At 68.9% G+C, this 14,547-nt stretch carries 16 protein-coding genes; 5 read left to right on the top strand and 11 right to left on the bottom strand.

Annotated features, from left to right (window positions below; genetic code table 11):
• Positions 1-157: 157 nt before the first annotated feature.
• On the bottom strand, positions 158-619 hold the full coding sequence (locus ABZ412_RS18920) for a hypothetical protein (protein WP_357282198.1): 462 nt from the start codon (positions 617-619) through the stop codon (positions 158-160).
• A gap of 127 nt (positions 620-746) precedes the next feature.
• On the opposite strand from ABZ412_RS18920, the gene ABZ412_RS18915 reads away from it, so the two are divergent.
• A complete protein-coding gene (locus ABZ412_RS18915; protein ID WP_357282197.1) occupies positions 747-1,370 on the top strand; it encodes a PadR family transcriptional regulator in 624 nt (207 codons plus the stop codon).
• A 61-nt stretch (positions 1,371-1,431) separates the two neighbouring features.
• Here ABZ412_RS18915 and ABZ412_RS18910 read toward each other — a convergent pair whose 3' ends face one another.
• The 4 genes from ABZ412_RS18910 to sdhC are packed head-to-tail and all read right to left on the bottom strand — an operon-like array spanning position 1,432 to position 4,816.
• Positions 1,432-2,199 (bottom strand): succinate dehydrogenase iron-sulfur subunit, encoded by a 768-nt coding sequence (locus ABZ412_RS18910; RefSeq protein WP_357282196.1) that lies wholly within the window; start codon positions 2,197-2,199, stop codon positions 1,432-1,434.
• Positions 2,199-3,968: a succinate dehydrogenase flavoprotein subunit gene (gene sdhA, locus ABZ412_RS18905; RefSeq protein WP_357282195.1), complete on the bottom strand. Its 1,770-nt coding sequence runs from the start codon at positions 3,966-3,968 to the stop codon at positions 2,199-2,201. The genes ABZ412_RS18910 and sdhA overlap by 1 nt, the downstream gene beginning before the upstream one ends.
• 15 nt (positions 3,969-3,983) lie before the next feature.
• A complete protein-coding gene (locus tag ABZ412_RS18900; RefSeq protein ID WP_357098390.1) occupies positions 3,984-4,415 on the bottom strand; it encodes a succinate dehydrogenase hydrophobic membrane anchor subunit in 432 nt (143 codons plus the stop codon).
• Between the two features lie 8 nt (positions 4,416-4,423).
• Entirely contained in the window at positions 4,424-4,816 is a 393-nt protein-coding gene (sdhC, locus tag ABZ412_RS18895) for a succinate dehydrogenase, cytochrome b556 subunit (protein ID WP_213557854.1), read from the bottom strand.
• Between the two features lie 302 nt (positions 4,817-5,118).
• On the opposite strand from sdhC, the gene ABZ412_RS18890 reads away from it, so the two are divergent.
• From ABZ412_RS18890 to ABZ412_RS18880, 3 genes are all read left to right on the top strand, one after another.
• Entirely contained in the window at positions 5,119-5,520 is a 402-nt protein-coding gene (locus ABZ412_RS18890; RefSeq protein WP_357282194.1) for a cytidine deaminase, read from the top strand.
• 87 nt (positions 5,521-5,607) lie between these two features.
• Positions 5,608-6,894 carry a thymidine phosphorylase gene (locus ABZ412_RS18885; protein ID WP_357282385.1) on the top strand — a complete coding sequence of 429 codons (1,287 nt, stop codon included), beginning with the start codon at positions 5,608-5,610 and terminating at the stop codon, positions 6,892-6,894.
• A 110-nt stretch (positions 6,895-7,004) separates the two neighbouring features.
• The gene (locus ABZ412_RS18880; RefSeq protein ID WP_357282193.1) at positions 7,005-8,096 is read left to right on the top strand and encodes an adenosine deaminase; all 1,092 of its coding nucleotides are present in this window, start codon (positions 7,005-7,007) and stop codon (positions 8,094-8,096) included.
• Positions 8,097-8,167: 71 nt separating this feature from the next.
• Here ABZ412_RS18880 and ABZ412_RS18875 read toward each other — a convergent pair whose 3' ends face one another.
• The 5 genes from ABZ412_RS18875 to ABZ412_RS18855 all read right to left on the bottom strand — a co-directional run bounded on the left by ABZ412_RS18875 (position 8,168) and on the right by ABZ412_RS18855 (position 12,104).
• Complete coding sequence (locus ABZ412_RS18875) at positions 8,168-9,406, bottom strand: primosomal protein (RefSeq protein ID WP_357282192.1); 1,239 nt, start codon at positions 9,404-9,406, stop codon at positions 8,168-8,170.
• 26 nt (positions 9,407-9,432) lie between these two features.
• Positions 9,433-9,762, bottom strand: a complete 330-nt coding sequence (locus tag ABZ412_RS18870; protein ID WP_357282191.1) for a YbaB/EbfC family DNA-binding protein — start codon at positions 9,760-9,762, stop codon at positions 9,433-9,435.
• On the bottom strand, positions 9,759-10,112 hold the full coding sequence (locus ABZ412_RS18865) for a hypothetical protein (protein WP_357282190.1): 354 nt from the start codon (positions 10,110-10,112) through the stop codon (positions 9,759-9,761). Before ABZ412_RS18865 ends, ABZ412_RS18870 begins: the two co-directional genes overlap by 4 nt.
• Positions 10,109-11,392 carry an NlpC/P60 family protein gene (locus ABZ412_RS18860; protein ID WP_357282189.1) on the bottom strand — a complete coding sequence of 428 codons (1,284 nt, stop codon included), beginning with the start codon at positions 11,390-11,392 and terminating at the stop codon, positions 10,109-10,111. Before ABZ412_RS18860 ends, ABZ412_RS18865 begins: the two co-directional genes overlap by 4 nt.
• A gap of 394 nt (positions 11,393-11,786) precedes the next feature.
• A complete protein-coding gene (locus tag ABZ412_RS18855) occupies positions 11,787-12,104 on the bottom strand; it encodes a type VII secretion target (protein ID WP_357282188.1) in 318 nt (105 codons plus the stop codon).
• 137 nt (positions 12,105-12,241) lie between these two features.
• Here ABZ412_RS18855 and upp point away from each other — a divergent pair, with 137 nt between their 5' ends.
• Positions 12,242-12,865, top strand: a complete 624-nt coding sequence (upp, locus tag ABZ412_RS18850; RefSeq protein WP_357282187.1) for a uracil phosphoribosyltransferase — start codon at positions 12,242-12,244, stop codon at positions 12,863-12,865.
• A 58-nt stretch (positions 12,866-12,923) separates the two neighbouring features.
• Here upp and ABZ412_RS18845 read toward each other — a convergent pair whose 3' ends face one another.
• Positions 12,924-14,537 (bottom strand): phospho-sugar mutase, encoded by a 1,614-nt coding sequence (locus ABZ412_RS18845; RefSeq protein WP_357282186.1) that lies wholly within the window; start codon positions 14,535-14,537, stop codon positions 12,924-12,926.
• Positions 14,538-14,547: the final 10 nt, after the last annotated feature.

Genomic DNA, 14,547 nt, shown 5'->3' with positions numbered 1-14,547 from the left:
GATGCAAGCACCGCCCGGTGATCTAAACAACGAACGACGGCCCAGCTGGTCAGTTTGACCAGCCGGGCCGCCGTTTTATCCGTGAATTCCCAATGGTGATCCACCGTCAGCTAGGCATTCGGTCCCGTTTGCAGCCGGGCCGAACACCGCGCTCAGGTCAGCGGGCCGCGTGCTCGGGGTCGAGCAGCGCCGGCACCCGGGTCTCCCGGTCCGGGCCCGTGACCTCCGCCAGGAAGTCCCGGCTGAACAGCGCCGACAGGATCGCGATGCCGCCGCGGTGAATCCGGAACTCGCTCTTGGCGGCGGAACCGGTCAGCCGGATGACGCGGCCCTCGGCGCGCAGCGGGCGGGTCATGTCCTTGACCCGGCCCCGCCCGGTCCACGCCAGTTCGGAGGCGTCGATGACCGCGTCCTCGGGGACCAGCAGTTTCACCATGGCGTGATCGAGGTCGGCGTGGATCACGATCTCCCCGTCACCGGTGATCCGCGGCGAGCGCAGGTCGAGGACGGCGCTGCCGTAGCGGACCTTCACCTGGAAGGCAGCGGCGTCGGTCCAGTCGCCGAGGTGCTTGATGGTGTCGTGATCGGTGTGGATCTTCACGGTGTCGGTGGTCTTCATGGCCTTGGTCCCTTCGGGGAGTCGGTGCTGGTCGGGTTCGCCTGCTCCTCGATAGTGACATGGAGACTAGTTGCAAAGCAACTAGTTCTGAGAAACTAGTTTTCGGGCACCTAGTAAGGTGGTTGACATGACAGCTTCGACTCCGGCCACGCGGTTCAAGCGCTCGCCCTTGGCCATGGCGGTGCTCGGCATCCTGCACCTGGAACCGATGCACCCCTACGCCATCCAGCGCCGGATCAAGGAGTGGGGCAAGGACAAGGTCATCAATGTCGGGCAGCGGGCCCAGCTGTACAAGACGATCGCGCGATTGCAGGAGGCGGGACTGGTGGCGGTCCGCGAGACCGGCCGCGACCAGCAGTACCCCGAGCGCACGGTCTACGAGATCACCGACGACGGCCGCACCGCCTGCCTCGCGTGGATCAACGACATGGTCGCGACGCCGCGCGACGAATTCCCGGAATTCCCTGCGGCACTGTCGTTTCTGATGCTGCTGCCGCCCGACGCGGCCCGGATCGAACTCGGACGGCGGGCCGACGCCGTGCGTGTCGCGCTCGAGGAGATCGACGCGGGCCTGGCGGGGGCCGCCGAATTCGGCCTCCCGCGTGTCGTGTTGCTCGAGGACGAGTATCAGCGCGCCGTCACGGCAGCCGAATTGAACTGGCTGCACGGGGTTCTCGCGGATCTCGCCGACGGCAGCCTCACCTGGTCCTGGGAAATGCTGGCCCCATTCCAGGATCGGTCCCCGGCCTGACCAACGAAAGCCGCCCGCATCCGAAGATGCGGGCGGCCTTGGTATTTCGGCTACGTCGGAACTAGCGGGCGAACAGCAGCGCGCGCTTGACTTCCTGGATCGCCTTCGTCACCTCGATGCCACGGGGGCACGCGTCGGTGCAGTTGAAGGTGGTGCGGCAGCGCCACACACCCTCGACATCGTTGAGGATGTCCAGACGCTCGCGGGCGCCCTCGTCACGGCTGTCGAAGATGAAGCGGTGCGCGTTCACGATCGCGGCCGGGCCGAAGTAGCTGCCGTCGCTCCAGTACACGGGGCAGGAGGTGGTGCAGCAGGCGCACAGGATGCACTTGGTGGTGTCATCGAAGCGGGCGCGGTCGTGCTGGGACTGGATGCGCTCGTAGGTCGGCTCGTTGCCCTTGGTGATCAGGTAGGGCTTGACCGCCTTGAACGCGTCGAAGAACGGCTCCATGTTCACCACGAGGTCCTTCTCCACGGGCAGGCCGCGGATCGGCTCGACGGTGATCGTCAGATCCTTGCCGCCCTTGGGCAGCATGTCCTTCATGAGGATCTTGCACGCCAGGCGGTTGACGCCGTTGATGCGCATGGCATCCGAGCCACACACGCCGTGCGCGCAGGAGCGACGGAAGGTGAGCGTGCCGTCCAGGTAGGACTTGATGTAGATCAGCACGTTCAGGAACCGGTCGGTCGGCAGTACGGGGACCTTGAACTCGTCCCAGTGCTGGCCCTGCCCGTCCTCCGGGTTGAAGCGGGCGACCTTGACGGTGATCAGGGTCGACCCGTCCGGCACCGGAGCCGGCTTCTGCGGCGTTTCAGCGACAGCAGTCATCAGTACTTACGCTCCATCGGCTCGTAGCGGGTCTGCACAACCGGCTTGTAGTCCAGGCGGATGTCGGAGATGAGCTCCGGGCTCTGCTTGTAGGCCATGGTGTGCCGCATGAAGTTGACGTCGTCGCGGTCCGGGTAGTCCTCGCGCGCGTGGCCGCCACGGGATTCCTTGCGGTTCACCGCACCCGCCACGGTCACCTCGGCCAGCTCCAGCAGGAAGCCCAGCTCGACGGCCTCGAGCAGGTCGCTGTTGTAGCGACGGCCCTTGTCCTGCACGGTGATCCGCGAGTAGCGCTCCTTGAAGACCTGGATCTCCTCGAGCATGGACTTCAGCGACTCCTCGGTGCGGTACACACCGGCCTTGTCGTCCATGGAGTTCTGCAGCTCGGTGCGGATGTCGGCAACGCGCTCGTTGCCGTGCTCGCCCAGCAGGTTGGCCAGCCAGTCCTGCACCATCTGCGCCGGGTTCTCCGGCATGTCGACGAACTCGGCGCGCTGCGCGTACTCGGCGGCCGCGATGCCCGCGCGCCGGCCGAACACGTTGATGTCCAGCAGCGAGTTGGTGCCCAGACGGTTGGCGCCGTGCACGGAGACACAGGCGCACTCACCGGCGGCGTACAGGCCGGGCACGATGTCGGTGTTGTTGCGCAGCACCTCGCCGCGGATGCGGGTCGGGATGCCACCCATCACGTAGTGACAGGTCGGCATGACCGGCACCGGCTCCTTGACCGGGTCGACGCCCAGGTAGGTGCGGGCGAACTCGGTGATGTCGGGGAGCTTCTCCTCGAGCACGTCCTCACCGAGGTGGGTCACGTCGATGAGCACGTAGTCCTTGTTCGGGCCCGCGCCGCGGCCCTCACGGACCTCGAGCACCATGGAGCGCGCGACGATGTCACGCGGCGCCAGGTCCTTGATGGTCGGCGCGTAGCGCTCCATGAAGCGCTCACCGGAGGCGTTGCGCAGGATGCCGCCCTCACCACGCACCGCCTCGGAGATGAGGATGCCCAGGCCCGCGAGGCCTGTCGGGTGGAACTGGTGGAACTCCATGTCCTCCAGCGGAAGTCCCTTGCGGAACACGATCGCCATGCCGTCACCGGTGAGGGTGTGGGCGTTGGAGGTGGTCTTGTACATACGACCCGAACCACCGGTGGCGAAGATGATCGACTTCGCGTGGAACACGTGCAGCTCGCCGGTGGCCAGCTCGTAGGCGACGACGCCGGTCGCGATCGGGCCGTTGGGGCCGTCGGACAGGATCAGGTCGAGCACGTAGAACTCGTTGTAGAACTCCACGTCGTGCTTGACGCAGTTCTGGTACAGCGTCTGCAGGATCATGTGGCCGGTGCGGTCGGCGGCGTAGCACGCGCGACGCACGGGCGCCTTGCCGTGGTCACGGGTGTGGCCACCGAAGCGACGCTGGTCGATCTTGCCTTCGGGCGTGCGGTTGAACGGCAGGCCCATCTTCTCCAGGTCGAGCACGGCGTCGATGGCTTCCTTGGCCATGATCTCCGCGGCGTCCTGGTCGACCAGGTAGTCACCACCCTTGACGGTGTCGAAGGTGTGCCACTCCCAGTTGTCCTCTTCCACGTTCGCCAGCGCGGCGCACATGCCGCCCTGCGCCGCACCGGTGTGAGAACGAGTCGGGTAGAGCTTGGTCAGGACGGCGGTGCGCACCCGAGGACCGGCCTCGATCGCCGCACGCATTCCAGCGCCACCGGCACCGACGATGACGACGTCGTAGCGGTGCTCCTGAATCGGTCGGGATTCACTCATCGAGGTGGCCTGTTCCTAACTGATGTTGGGGTCGAAGGTGAAGATCACGTAGGTGCCGGTGACCATGACCAGGATCATGGACACGACCAGCGCGGCCTTCAGCCAGAAGCGGGTGGAGTCCTTGCGCGCGTAATCGTCGATCACGGTGCGCAGGCCGTTGCCGCCGTGCAGCTGGGCCAGCCACAGCATGGTGAGGTCCCAGAGCTGCCAGAACGGGGAGGCCCAGCGGCCGGCGACGAACGCGAAGTTCAGGCGGTGCACGCCGCCGTCGAGCATCAGCATGATCGTCATGTGGCCGATGACCAGGATGACCAGCAGCAGGCCCGAGGCACGCATGAAGAGCCAGGCGTACTTCTCGAAGTTGTTGCCGCCGGCGCGGCGGGGGGCGCGCGGGGCGTCGAGCGAGGCGGGGCGGTCGTAGGACTTACCGAGAACAGGTGCGGTCATGTCGGCTCTCAATTCGTCAGCAGGTAGAAGAACTGGCGGCCGACACCGGCACCGGCGACGACGATCCAGATCGCGAGCACGATCCAGAGCATCTGGCGCTGGTAGCGCGGGCCCTGCGACCAGAAGTCGACGAGGATGATGCGGATGCCGTTGAACGCGTGGAACAGCACGCAGACGACGAGACCCATCTCCATGAGGGCGACGACGGGGTTCTTGTAGGTCTCGATCGCGCGGTCGTAGGTGTCCGGGCTGACTCGCACCAACGCGGTATCGAGGACGTGGACGAACAGGAAGAAGAAGATCGTCACGCCGGTGATGCGGTGCAGTGCCCAGGACCACATGCCGGGGTCGCCTCGGTACAAGGTTCGCTTCGGCTTGGCCGGAGCTTCTAGCGTGGTCATAGAGTGCGGTGCCTCCAACGTCGTTGATGGACCCGGTCAGAATCCGGCCGCGGAGCCTTCGGACTGTCGAAACCACCTGCTCACGAGCGGAATCAACATCCGGTGGCAGTGCTGCAGGCCCGTTGTCGGGAACCTGAACCGATCTGTCCTGAACTCTAAACCCAGCTTTGGAGGGGAACTAATTCGGCGTGCCGCTCGTTGGCTCAAATTGTTGTGAGTTAGGTTTGCCTTTCCTGATTTTCGCGACCAGGCAGAACGCGTAACACGGGCGTGCTGTCACGTCCATAGGAGGATGGTCCGAAATGTCCGAAATTGACTGGAAATCCCTGCGTTACAAGGCTTTTGAAGTTATGCAAGAGGCGTATGCCCCCTATTCCGGATTCCCCGTCGGGGCCGCGGCTCTCACCGCCGACGACCGCGTGGTGAGCGGCTGCAATGTGGAAAATGTCTCATACGGTTTGGGCCTCTGCGCCGAATGTGTACTGGTCGGTAACTTGATTTCGGGCGGCGGCGGGCGACTCCGGGCGGTCTCGATCTGCGATTCGCGGGGCGCGGTGCTCATGCCCTGTGGACGCTGCCGCCAGATTCTGCTCGAGCACGGCGGCGGCGATTTGCTCGTCGATCACCGCGACGGGCCCGTCACCCTGAACGCGCTGCTGCCGGACTCCTTCGGGCCCGACGACCTCGCCGCCGGCCAGCGGTAGAACTCCGCTATAACAGCTGATCATCGTGGCGCGCGGGGGAATCCGTGGAAAGGCGGCCGAGCCCGTGCCAGGGTGGAGGGCGTGACGGTGCACTCGGCGGTGGACGTGATTCGGGCCAAGCGCGACGGCGGACAGCTCAGCGACGCGCAGATCGATTGGGTGGTGGACGCGTTCACCCGCGGCGAGGTCGCCGACGAACAGATGTCGGCGCTGGCCATGGCCATCGTCTGGCGCGGCATGACCCGCCGCGAGACCGCCCGCTGGACCCACGCCATGATCGACTCCGGGAAGCGTTTGGACTTCACCGATCTGGGCCGCCCCACCGTCGACAAACACTCCACCGGCGGGGTCGGCGACAAGATCACCCTGCCGCTGTCGCCCCTGGTCGCGGCCTGCGGGGCCGCCGTGCCCCAGCTCTCCGGACGCGGATTGGGGCACACCGGAGGCACACTCGACAAGCTCGAGGCGATCCCCGGCTGGCAGGCCGACCTTCCGGTCGCGCGCATGCGGGATCTCCTGTCCGATCCCGCCGTCGGCGCCGTCGTCTGCGCCGCCGGAGCCGATCTGGCCCCCGCCGACAAACGGCTCTACGCGCTGCGTGACGTCACCGGGACCGTGGAATCCATCCCCCTGATCGCCAGCTCCATCATGAGCAAGAAGATCGCCGAGGGCACCGGGGCGCTGGTCCTGGACGTGAAGGTCGGCCGAGGGGCGTTCCTGCGCGAGGAGGCGCAGGCGCGCGAACTGGCCACCGCCATGGTCGAACTCGGCACCGACGCCGGGGTGCGGACCGTGGCCCTGCTCACCGCCATGGACACCCCGCTCGGCCACACCGCCGGAAACGCCCTGGAAGTCTGCGAATCCCTCGACGTGCTGGCCGGCGGCGGCCCCGCCGACGTCGTCGACCTCACCCTCGCCCTGGCCCGGGAGATGCTGGCGCAGGCCGGGATCACCGATGTCGACCCGGCCGACGCGCTCGCCGACGGCCGCGCCATGGACCATTGGCGGGCCATGGTGCGCGCCCAGGGCGGCGATCCGGACGCCCCGCTGCCGCAGGCCCGCCACACCGAAACCCTGCGCGCACCCGCCGCGGGCACCCTGATCCGCCTCGACGCCCTCGACGTCGGACTCGCCGCCTGGCGGCTCGGCGCGGGCCGGGCCCGGCAGGGCGACCCGGTGCAGGCCGGGGCGGGCGTCGAAATGCACGCCAAGCCAGGCGATTCCATCACCGAGGGGCAGCCGCTGCTCACCCTGCACACCGACACCCCCGAGGCCTTCCCGGCGGCGCTGGAGCTGCTGCGCGGCGCGTTCACCATCGATGGCACCGTCCAGTTGCCGCTGCAACCCTTGATCCTGGACCGCATCACCGCCTGAAGATGAAGGATTCGCGCCGGTCAGCAACGTGAGGGCAACGACATGTCGAACTGTCGGTGAGTCGGGCCAACAGTCCTGCCGCGGAACGGGAATGCGGCTAACGTTGCTACATGACTGGACCGACGCCCCTCACTCTCGCCTCGATCCGCCAGGCTCCCAAGGCGGTCCTGCACGATCACCTCGACGGCGGGCTGCGACCCGCGACGGTGCTGGAACTCGCCCGCGCCGCCGGATACGACCAGCTACCGGCAAGCGACGCCGAATCCCTCGGCGCCTGGTTCCGTGACGCGGCCGACAGTGGCTCGCTCGAGCGCTACCTGGAGACCTTCGCCCACACCGTCGCCGTCATGCAGACCCCCGAAGGTCTGCGCCGGGTCGCCCGTGAATGCGCCGAGGACCTCGCCGCCGACGGCGTCGTCTACGCCGAGGTGCGGTTCGCGCCCGAACAGCACATCGAGGCCGGACTCACCCTCGACGAGGTCGTCGAGCACACCATCGCCGGATTCCGGGAAGGCGAGGCGGCCGCCGCCGCGGCGGGCACCCCCATCACCGTGGTCTGCCTGCTCACCGCCATGCGGCACGCCGCCCGCTCCCGCGAGATCGCCGAACTCACCGTGCGCTGGCGCGACCGCGGCGTCGGCGGCTTCGACATCGCGGGCGCGGAGGCCGGCTACCCGCCCAGCCGCCACCTCGACGCCTTCGACTACATGCGGGCCAACCTCGCACACTTCACGATTCACGCGGGCGAGGCATTCGGACTGCCGTCGATCCACGAGGCCGTCGCGTTCTGCGGCTGCGAACGACTCGGGCACGGCGTGCGCATCACCGACGACATCACCGACGGCCCGGACGGGCCGGTTCTCGGCGTGGTCGCGAACTATGTGCGGGACATGCGGATTCCGCTGGAGCTGTGCCCCTCCTCGAACGTGCAGACCGGGGCGGTGCCCTCGCTCGACAAGCACCCGTTCGACCTGCTCGCGCGGCTGCGGTTCCGGGTCACCGTGAACACCGACAACCGGCTCATGAGCGACACCACCATGAGCAAGGAGATGCTCAAGCTGTCGGAGACCTTCGGGTACGGCTGGAGCGATCTGGAACGGTTCACCATCAATGCCATGAAGTCCGCGTTCATTCCGTTCCCGGAACGACTGCGGCTGATCGACGAGGTGATCAAGCCCGGCTACGCGGTGCTGCTGGGATAGCGCCCGCCGGAAAGCAATTCGAGCCGCACCCGTGGGGGTGCGGCTCGAATCGTGTCGGGGGACAGACCGGGTCAGCCCTTCTGGAGGCGGGCCTCGAAGACCGTCTCCAGCGCCTTCCATGCCTCCGACTCGGCCTGGAACGGCGGGTTCGGCGCCATCCGGGTCGGGTCCGGGTTCAGCAGGTAGGAGACGTACCAGCCCAGCGGAGTGGAGACCGCCAGCGCCGACTCGACCGCGTCGTCATCGGCGTAGTCGGCGGCGTCGGTGAACAATTCGACCGCCAGGTCGAGCTGATCGGTGTCCACGGACTTCGGGCCGGAGGCCAGGTCCTCGGACAGACCGGGCAGCACGTAGACGTTCTCCTCGTCGACCTCCACCTCGAGTGAGCCGTCCACGGCGGCGGTCTGCACCTCGCCGTAGGTGCTCACCCGGGCCAGGTCGTGATCGTGGTCGTCGGCCAGGTAGCGGGCCAGGGCGCGCTCGGAACCGAAGACCGTGATCGAGCCGTCCTTGCCCAGGAAGATGGGCTCGTCGTCGACGTAGCAGCGCAGCGTGAAGAAGGTGCCGTCCGAGGAGATGATCTTCACCGGGTCGATGCCGACCTCGTGCCAGAAGGACGGCTCGCCCTCCTCGTCGTCCTCGTCGAGGTCGACGTCCTCGATCTCGTCGTCACCCTCGGCCGCGTCTTCGGCGTCGACGATGTTCTCCTGCGCCGCAAGCAGTTCCGCCTCGGCCACCGAGACCGCGTCGGCGTCCACGTCGGGCACCGTCACCACCGAGTCGATGGCGTCGATGACGGCTTCCCAGTCCTTGGCGATGGCCGCGCCGATCTGGTCCCACAGCTCCTCGCCCTCACGCCCGAGGAAGGCGCTCACCCCGCCGGCCAGCGCGCCCAGCACCGGGTGCGAGCCGAAGAACTTGGTGACGGGATCGAGTTCGCACACGTCGCCGATATTGCGGACCATCTCGAGGGTCTCCTCGAGCTCGGAGACCACCTCCGGGTCCGGGTCGTCGGCGGCCAGCTCGGGCACGCCGACCAGATCGAAGACGAACTGCTCCTCCGGCTCCAGTTCGGCCGCCGACAGACCGGCGATGATCTTCCAGGCCGGATGATCCACCAGATCGTTGTCGGAGTTGGTGCGGATGAACGCGGCCAGCTCCGCGACGGAGTCGAAACCGTAGAGGTCTTCCTCGTGACCGAGGAATGCCTGCCACTCATCGTCACCGTCTCGCCAGCGGGGTGCCCAGAGGGTGACAAGATCGCCTTTGGTCAGGCCCAGCGCGATCGGGACGATGTCTCCAGAAGCCATGACCGGAAGCCTATCCAGTCGTCGCGTCAGGCACTATCCGGGTCGCCCCCAACATTTTTTGAAATCAGCGCGTCGTTCAGGCCGGCGATGATCCGGGCCCGCTGCGCGGTCGCCTCAGCGGCGGCCCGCCGCGCGGCCCACAGGATCAGCCGGGAGACCTCGGCCGGGGGCCGGGTGGCCACCGACTCGGCCAGCCACAGGCCGGTCAGCGCGCCGTCGGCGTCCACCTCAGCGGTGACCGAACCGTCCTCGGCGGCGCAGCGGCCGCGCACTCCGCCCAGGTCGTGCAGGGTCGCTTCGAGGGCTTCCAGCTTGTCGTTGACGCCTCGGACCAGGGCGTCCATCTCGGCGCTCATCGGTTCCGCAACCAACCGGTGCGGCCGGTGTCGGCGTCGTCGAGCCGATCCAGCTCGTCCACCGCGGCCTGGCGGGTGGGCAGGCCGAGCCGGTCCAGGACCGTCTCCGGCACGCCCGCCGCGGCCAGCTGTTCGCGCCGCCGCGACCGCGCCACCAGCGCGGACCGTCGCGTCAATCGGAGGATCTCGTCGGCGAGAGCCTGTGCGCCGTACCGGTATTCACCGCGCTCGAACCGGATCTCGACGGGCATCCCCTGATCGGTGGCCGACACCGTCACCGTGCCCGCCCGATTTCCCGACGCCGCGACCGTCACCGGCGGCACCTGCGCCGATTCCCCCGGCCCGCTCATGCCGTCGGCCGGTAGAAACCGAGGAACCGCATGCCCGAATTCTCCGTTCGTATCGGTCCGATCTGGACGGGATCGCCCGCCTCCACCAACTGCCCGTTCCCGATCACCATCGCCACGTGCCCGTCCCACACCGCAAGATCACCGGGCATCAAGCCCCCTGGACCGACGCTCGGATGTCCGAGGCCCTGCTCTTGCGCCAACCGCGGCAGCGAAACCCCCGCCTGGCCATAGGCCCACTGCGTCAGACCACTGCAATCCACCCCCACCCCGGGCGTCACCCCACCCCACACATACGGCGTCCCCACCGCACTCAACGCCTGCCGAACCGCCTCCGCCGCCTGCTCGTTCGGCGCCTCCACCCGACTCCCGTCCGGCAACGTCACCCACACCCCGCCCGCGTGCGTCCCGCCGCCCGGCGAATCATGGCCGACCCCGGACGACTTCGGCGTGAACGCGGACGCCGTGGTGGTCCGCACACCGCCCGGCGAGTGCCCGGTCCCGAGTAACGTGCGCCCGACAGCCTTGATCGTGTCACCGCCACTCGTGACCGGATCGCCGGTCGAGGTGACTGGGCTGACGTGAGGCCACCGGTCGCCGGGGTGCGTGCCCGCCGATGCCGGGACGGTCTCCACCGCATCCGGTGACGGGCTCACCGCCGGAGCAGTGCCCGCCCCGTCCGGCAGCGGACTCGCGCCGGCGGGACCGGTGTCCTCATCGACCGGAACACCCGCGACATCGCCCGGCGCATCGCCCCCGGGAGTCACGATCGCCGGTGCCGGAATCGGACCGCTCAATTCCGCCATGGCAGCCGTCTCACTCGCCAACTCCGCCCGCACCCGTTCGACCACCCGCACGGCTCGGCCGATGTGGTCGATCGCGGACTCGACAGCGGCCGTCGTCCCGCCCGGCGTATCCGCACTCGCTCCGAGCGCAGCCAACTCGGCCCGGAACGCCCGCAGAATCTCCTCCAACTCCCGCCGCCCGTTCGCGACCTCCGTATCCGCGCGCTCCAGGATCTCCGCCATCGCCTGCCCGCGGTCGGACGCCGTCGCCGCCGTGGTCCGCGTCCGCAATGCGTTGTCCAGCGCCGCATCCCCGGCTCGCCCCCGCCACGCGTCGTACATCCGATCGACGCTGCCCCGGGTCTCGGCGTGCGCCTCATCGACGATCCGCGCGGTCTCCCGCAGCACATCCGCGGCGGTGCCGCGCCCGGACCCGAAACTCCGCAGCAGCTCGACGATCGGTCTCTCCAGCTCCGACGCCGACACGTCATCGCTCATCGACGAACCCCCGGCCGAATTGCCCCGACCGGTCGCCCCTTTCGGTCGGTGCCGCGACCTCGCCTCCACCGGGGAGGTCCGCCGACTTCCGAGCCGGACCCCGAGCCGCCCGCAGGATCCGGCCACCGACCGTGGGAAAGTGCTTGGGGGACGGTGAAATCCACGGGGGTCGAGCAGCATCGGCAGGGGCGCCGAAGAACGGTGATGGTCCGTGGCCGGGTCTGCTGCCCAGGTGGCGTGGACCTGCGCCCGGCTCCGCAGCGGCGCGCGGCTCGGTGGCACGGCATCCGGCCGTGAACGAATCGCGGCTCTTCGCGAGGCGCGTGGTCGGCACGCACGGCGGGGTCACGGTGAATCAGCATGATTGCCGCGCAGCGTCTTTGGGGTGACGCGATCATGCGTCCAGCTCGGCGGTGGCGCGCAGGGCGGCGGCCCGGGTGTGGTCGTGGTCGGTGTAGATCGTCGCGGCGGTGTCGGTGGCGGCGCTGGTGGCGGTGAAGAGGGTGGTGAGGTGGGTCAGGGTGGTCGTGTGGGTGGCGTGGGCGGCGGCGTAGGCGGTCAGCAGGTCGGCGCCGATGAGGCCCAGGGCGTCGGCGAGGGCGGTGGGGGCGGCGGTGGCGGCGTGGGTGGCGGCGATGGTGAGGCGGGTGGCGAGGGCGGTGGAGGTGGTCGCGTAGGCGGTCAGGCCCTCGGGGTGGATCGAGATGTGCATGGGAGCCCCCTTCTCGCCCGGTCGGCGGGCGGAAACGTGGTGTATCGGGTTGGACGCGGGTGGGGGCCGAACGGTTCCGGGTCGGGAGAATCGCGGTGGAGGGATCTTCAGGGCGAATGCTGACCTATGGTTTTCCTATGCGCACACTCGTTGTGGACCATCCGCTGGCGGCCGCGTTGCTGACCACCATGCGAGAAGCTCGGACGACCAATCCGACCTTCCGGGCGGCGCTACGGGATTTGACGGGGATTCTGGTCTACGAGGCGATGCGGGACGCGCCGGTCGAGCGGTTTCCCATCGCCACGCCGGTGGCCGCGGCGGAGGGGACACGATTGAACGCGCCGCCGCTGCTGGTGCCGGTGCTGCGGGCCGGGCTGGGGATGGTGGAGACGGCGGAGAATCTGATTCCGGACGCGCGGATCGGGTTCGTGGGGCTGGCCCGGGACGAGGAGACGCATCAGCCGACGCCGTACATGGAGTCGCTGCCGGAGGACCTGTCGACCACGCCGGTGATGGTGCTGGATCCGATGCTGGCGACCGGCGGATCCATGGTGTACACACTGGATCTGCTGGCCACCCGCAAGGCTCGCGACATCACCGTGGTGTGTGTGGTGGCCGCGCCCGAAGGCATTGAGGCGCTGGAGAAGTCGGGTCACGCCGTGCTGCTGGTCACCGCCTCGGTGGACCGTGGCCTCAACTCCGACGCCTACATCGTGCCCGGTCTCGGCGATGCGGGGGACCGCCAGTTCGGGCCGCGTTGAACCACTCCCGGGCCGCGCCGAACCACTCCCGGGGTGCGGCTCCGGAAGTGGTCGCGGCTCAGAGCTGCTGGAAGTACTTGCGGAGTTCGGCGAGCCGCTGCGCGGCCACGGCTTTCGCGTCGTCGAGCGCATCCGGCCCCGCCACCGGTTCGAACGCTTCCAGGTAGCACTTGAGCTTGGGCTCGGTGCCGGACGGGCGCACCACCACCCGGAACGAGTCCGCCTCGAAAACCAGTGCGTCGGTACGCATCCGGCCCCGGAGCTGTGCCATGTCGGTGCAGGTCACGGGTTCCCCGGCGATCTCGCTCGGGGGTGTCTCCCGCAATCGCGCCACGACGTCCGCGGCGGCCGCCGCATCGGCCAGGCGCAGCGACACCTGGTCGCCGGCGTGGACACCGAACTCGACCGCGTACTCGTCGAGGACGTCGAGCACGGTGCGGCCCTGCGCCTTCAGCTGGGCGACCAGATCGGCGGCGAGCACCGCGGCCGAGATGCCGTCCTTGTCGCGCACGGCGGACGGATCGACGCAGTGCCCGATCGCCTCCTCGTAGGCGTAGACGAGCCCCTCGCCCGCGCGGGCCAGCCACTTGAACCCGGTCAGCGTCTCGGCGTACCGCGCTCCACGAGCGGCGGCGATCTTGCTCAGCAGCCGTGAGGACACGATGGTGGTGGCGACCAGGGCGTCCGGGGCGGCGGTCCGCAGCACGAAATCGCCCAGCAGCACCCCGGTTTCGTCGCCGCGCAGCATCCGCCAGCCATCCGGCCCGCGCACGCCGAGCGCACACCGATCCGCGTCCGGGTCCAGTGCGATGGCGAGGTCCGCGTCGAGCCTTTCGCCCAGATCGAGCAGCAGATCCGCCGCCCCCGGCTCCTCGGGATTCGGGAACGTCACGGTCGGGAAGTCCGGGTCCGGCGCGAACTGTTCCGCGACCACCAATACTTCGTCGAACCCGGCGCCCCGCAGCGCGGCGACGCCCAGCTCCCCGCCCACGCCGTGCATGGGGGTCAACACGATCCGGATATCGCCGCGCCGCCGGATATCTCGCGCGGCCGCGGCGGGATCGTCGGCGGTCGCCTCGATGTCCTCGATGCTGAGTGGTGCGTCGCCGCCGATGAGGCGGGGCAATCGGGTGACCCGGGCCAGGTACCGGCGGACAATCTCCGCGCCCATCGCGTCCGGCGGGGTGCCCTCGGGCAGTGCGAGCCGGTCGGGGGCCGGGGCGGTCGGGTCGGGGTCGGTGCGGGGGATGTGGCCGTGGATCGCGTCGATGCAGCGTTCGATCTCGGTGTCGGCGGGCGGGACGATTTGTGAGCCGCCGTCGAGGTAGACCTTGTAGCCGTTATCGGTGGCCGGATTGTGCGAGGCGGTGATCTGCACGCCCGCAACGGCTTTCAGCTCCCGCACCGCGAACGCGACCACCGGGGTCGGCGCCGGGTGGGGGAGCGCGAGCACGGAGAATCCGGCCGCGGCGAAGACTTCCGCCGCCGCGGTGGCGAATTCGTCCGAGCCGTGCCGGGCGTCGCGGCCGACGATGACGATCCCGCCGCCGAGACAGCGGTCGCGCAGCCACGCGACGATGCCCGCCGACGCCCGGGTGACGGTGTCGATGTTCATGCCGTCCGGGCCGTCCTGGAGGGGACCGCGCAGCCCGGCGGTTCCGAAACGCAGCATGCCCGCGCGC

The sequence above is a fragment of the Nocardia sp. NPDC005746 genome, assembly GCF_040630785.1.
Lineage (GTDB): Bacteria > Actinomycetota > Actinomycetes > Mycobacteriales > Mycobacteriaceae > Nocardia.
Note: the sequence above shows the minus strand (reverse complement) of the source record. Positions and strands in the feature narration are given on the sequence as shown.

Bases quoted from the DNA above. Each gene is read 5' to 3' on its own strand.
- ABZ412_RS18920 (WP_357282198.1), bottom strand. From the start codon at position 619: ATGAAGACCACCGACACCGTGAAGATCCACACCGATCACGACACCATC.
- ABZ412_RS18915 (WP_357282197.1), top strand. From the start codon at position 747: ATGACAGCTTCGACTCCGGCCACGCGGTTCAAGCGCTCGCCCTTGGCC.
- ABZ412_RS18910 (WP_357282196.1), bottom strand. From the start codon at position 2,199: ATGACTGCTGTCGCTGAAACGCCGCAGAAGCCGGCTCCGGTGCCGGAC.
- sdhA (WP_357282195.1), bottom strand. From the start codon at position 3,968: ATGAGTGAATCCCGACCGATTCAGGAGCACCGCTACGACGTCGTCATC.
- ABZ412_RS18900 (WP_357098390.1), bottom strand. From the start codon at position 4,415: ATGACCGCACCTGTTCTCGGTAAGTCCTACGACCGCCCCGCCTCGCTC.
- sdhC (WP_213557854.1), bottom strand. From the start codon at position 4,816: ATGACCACGCTAGAAGCTCCGGCCAAGCCGAAGCGAACCTTGTACCGA.
- ABZ412_RS18890 (WP_357282194.1), top strand. From the start codon at position 5,119: ATGTCCGAAATTGACTGGAAATCCCTGCGTTACAAGGCTTTTGAAGTT.
- ABZ412_RS18880 (WP_357282193.1), top strand. From the start codon at position 7,005: ATGACTGGACCGACGCCCCTCACTCTCGCCTCGATCCGCCAGGCTCCC.
- ABZ412_RS18875 (WP_357282192.1), bottom strand. From the start codon at position 9,406: ATGGCTTCTGGAGACATCGTCCCGATCGCGCTGGGCCTGACCAAAGGC.
- ABZ412_RS18870 (WP_357282191.1), bottom strand. From the start codon at position 9,762: ATGAGCGCCGAGATGGACGCCCTGGTCCGAGGCGTCAACGACAAGCTG.
- ABZ412_RS18865 (WP_357282190.1), bottom strand. From the start codon at position 10,112: ATGAGCGGGCCGGGGGAATCGGCGCAGGTGCCGCCGGTGACGGTCGCG.
- ABZ412_RS18860 (WP_357282189.1), bottom strand. From the start codon at position 11,392: ATGAGCGATGACGTGTCGGCGTCGGAGCTGGAGAGACCGATCGTCGAG.
- ABZ412_RS18855 (WP_357282188.1), bottom strand. From the start codon at position 12,104: ATGCACATCTCGATCCACCCCGAGGGCCTGACCGCCTACGCGACCACC.
- upp (WP_357282187.1), top strand. From the start codon at position 12,242: ATGCGCACACTCGTTGTGGACCATCCGCTGGCGGCCGCGTTGCTGACC.
- ABZ412_RS18845 (WP_357282186.1), bottom strand. From the start codon at position 14,537: ATGCTGCGTTTCGGAACCGCCGGGCTGCGCGGTCCCCTCCAGGACGGC.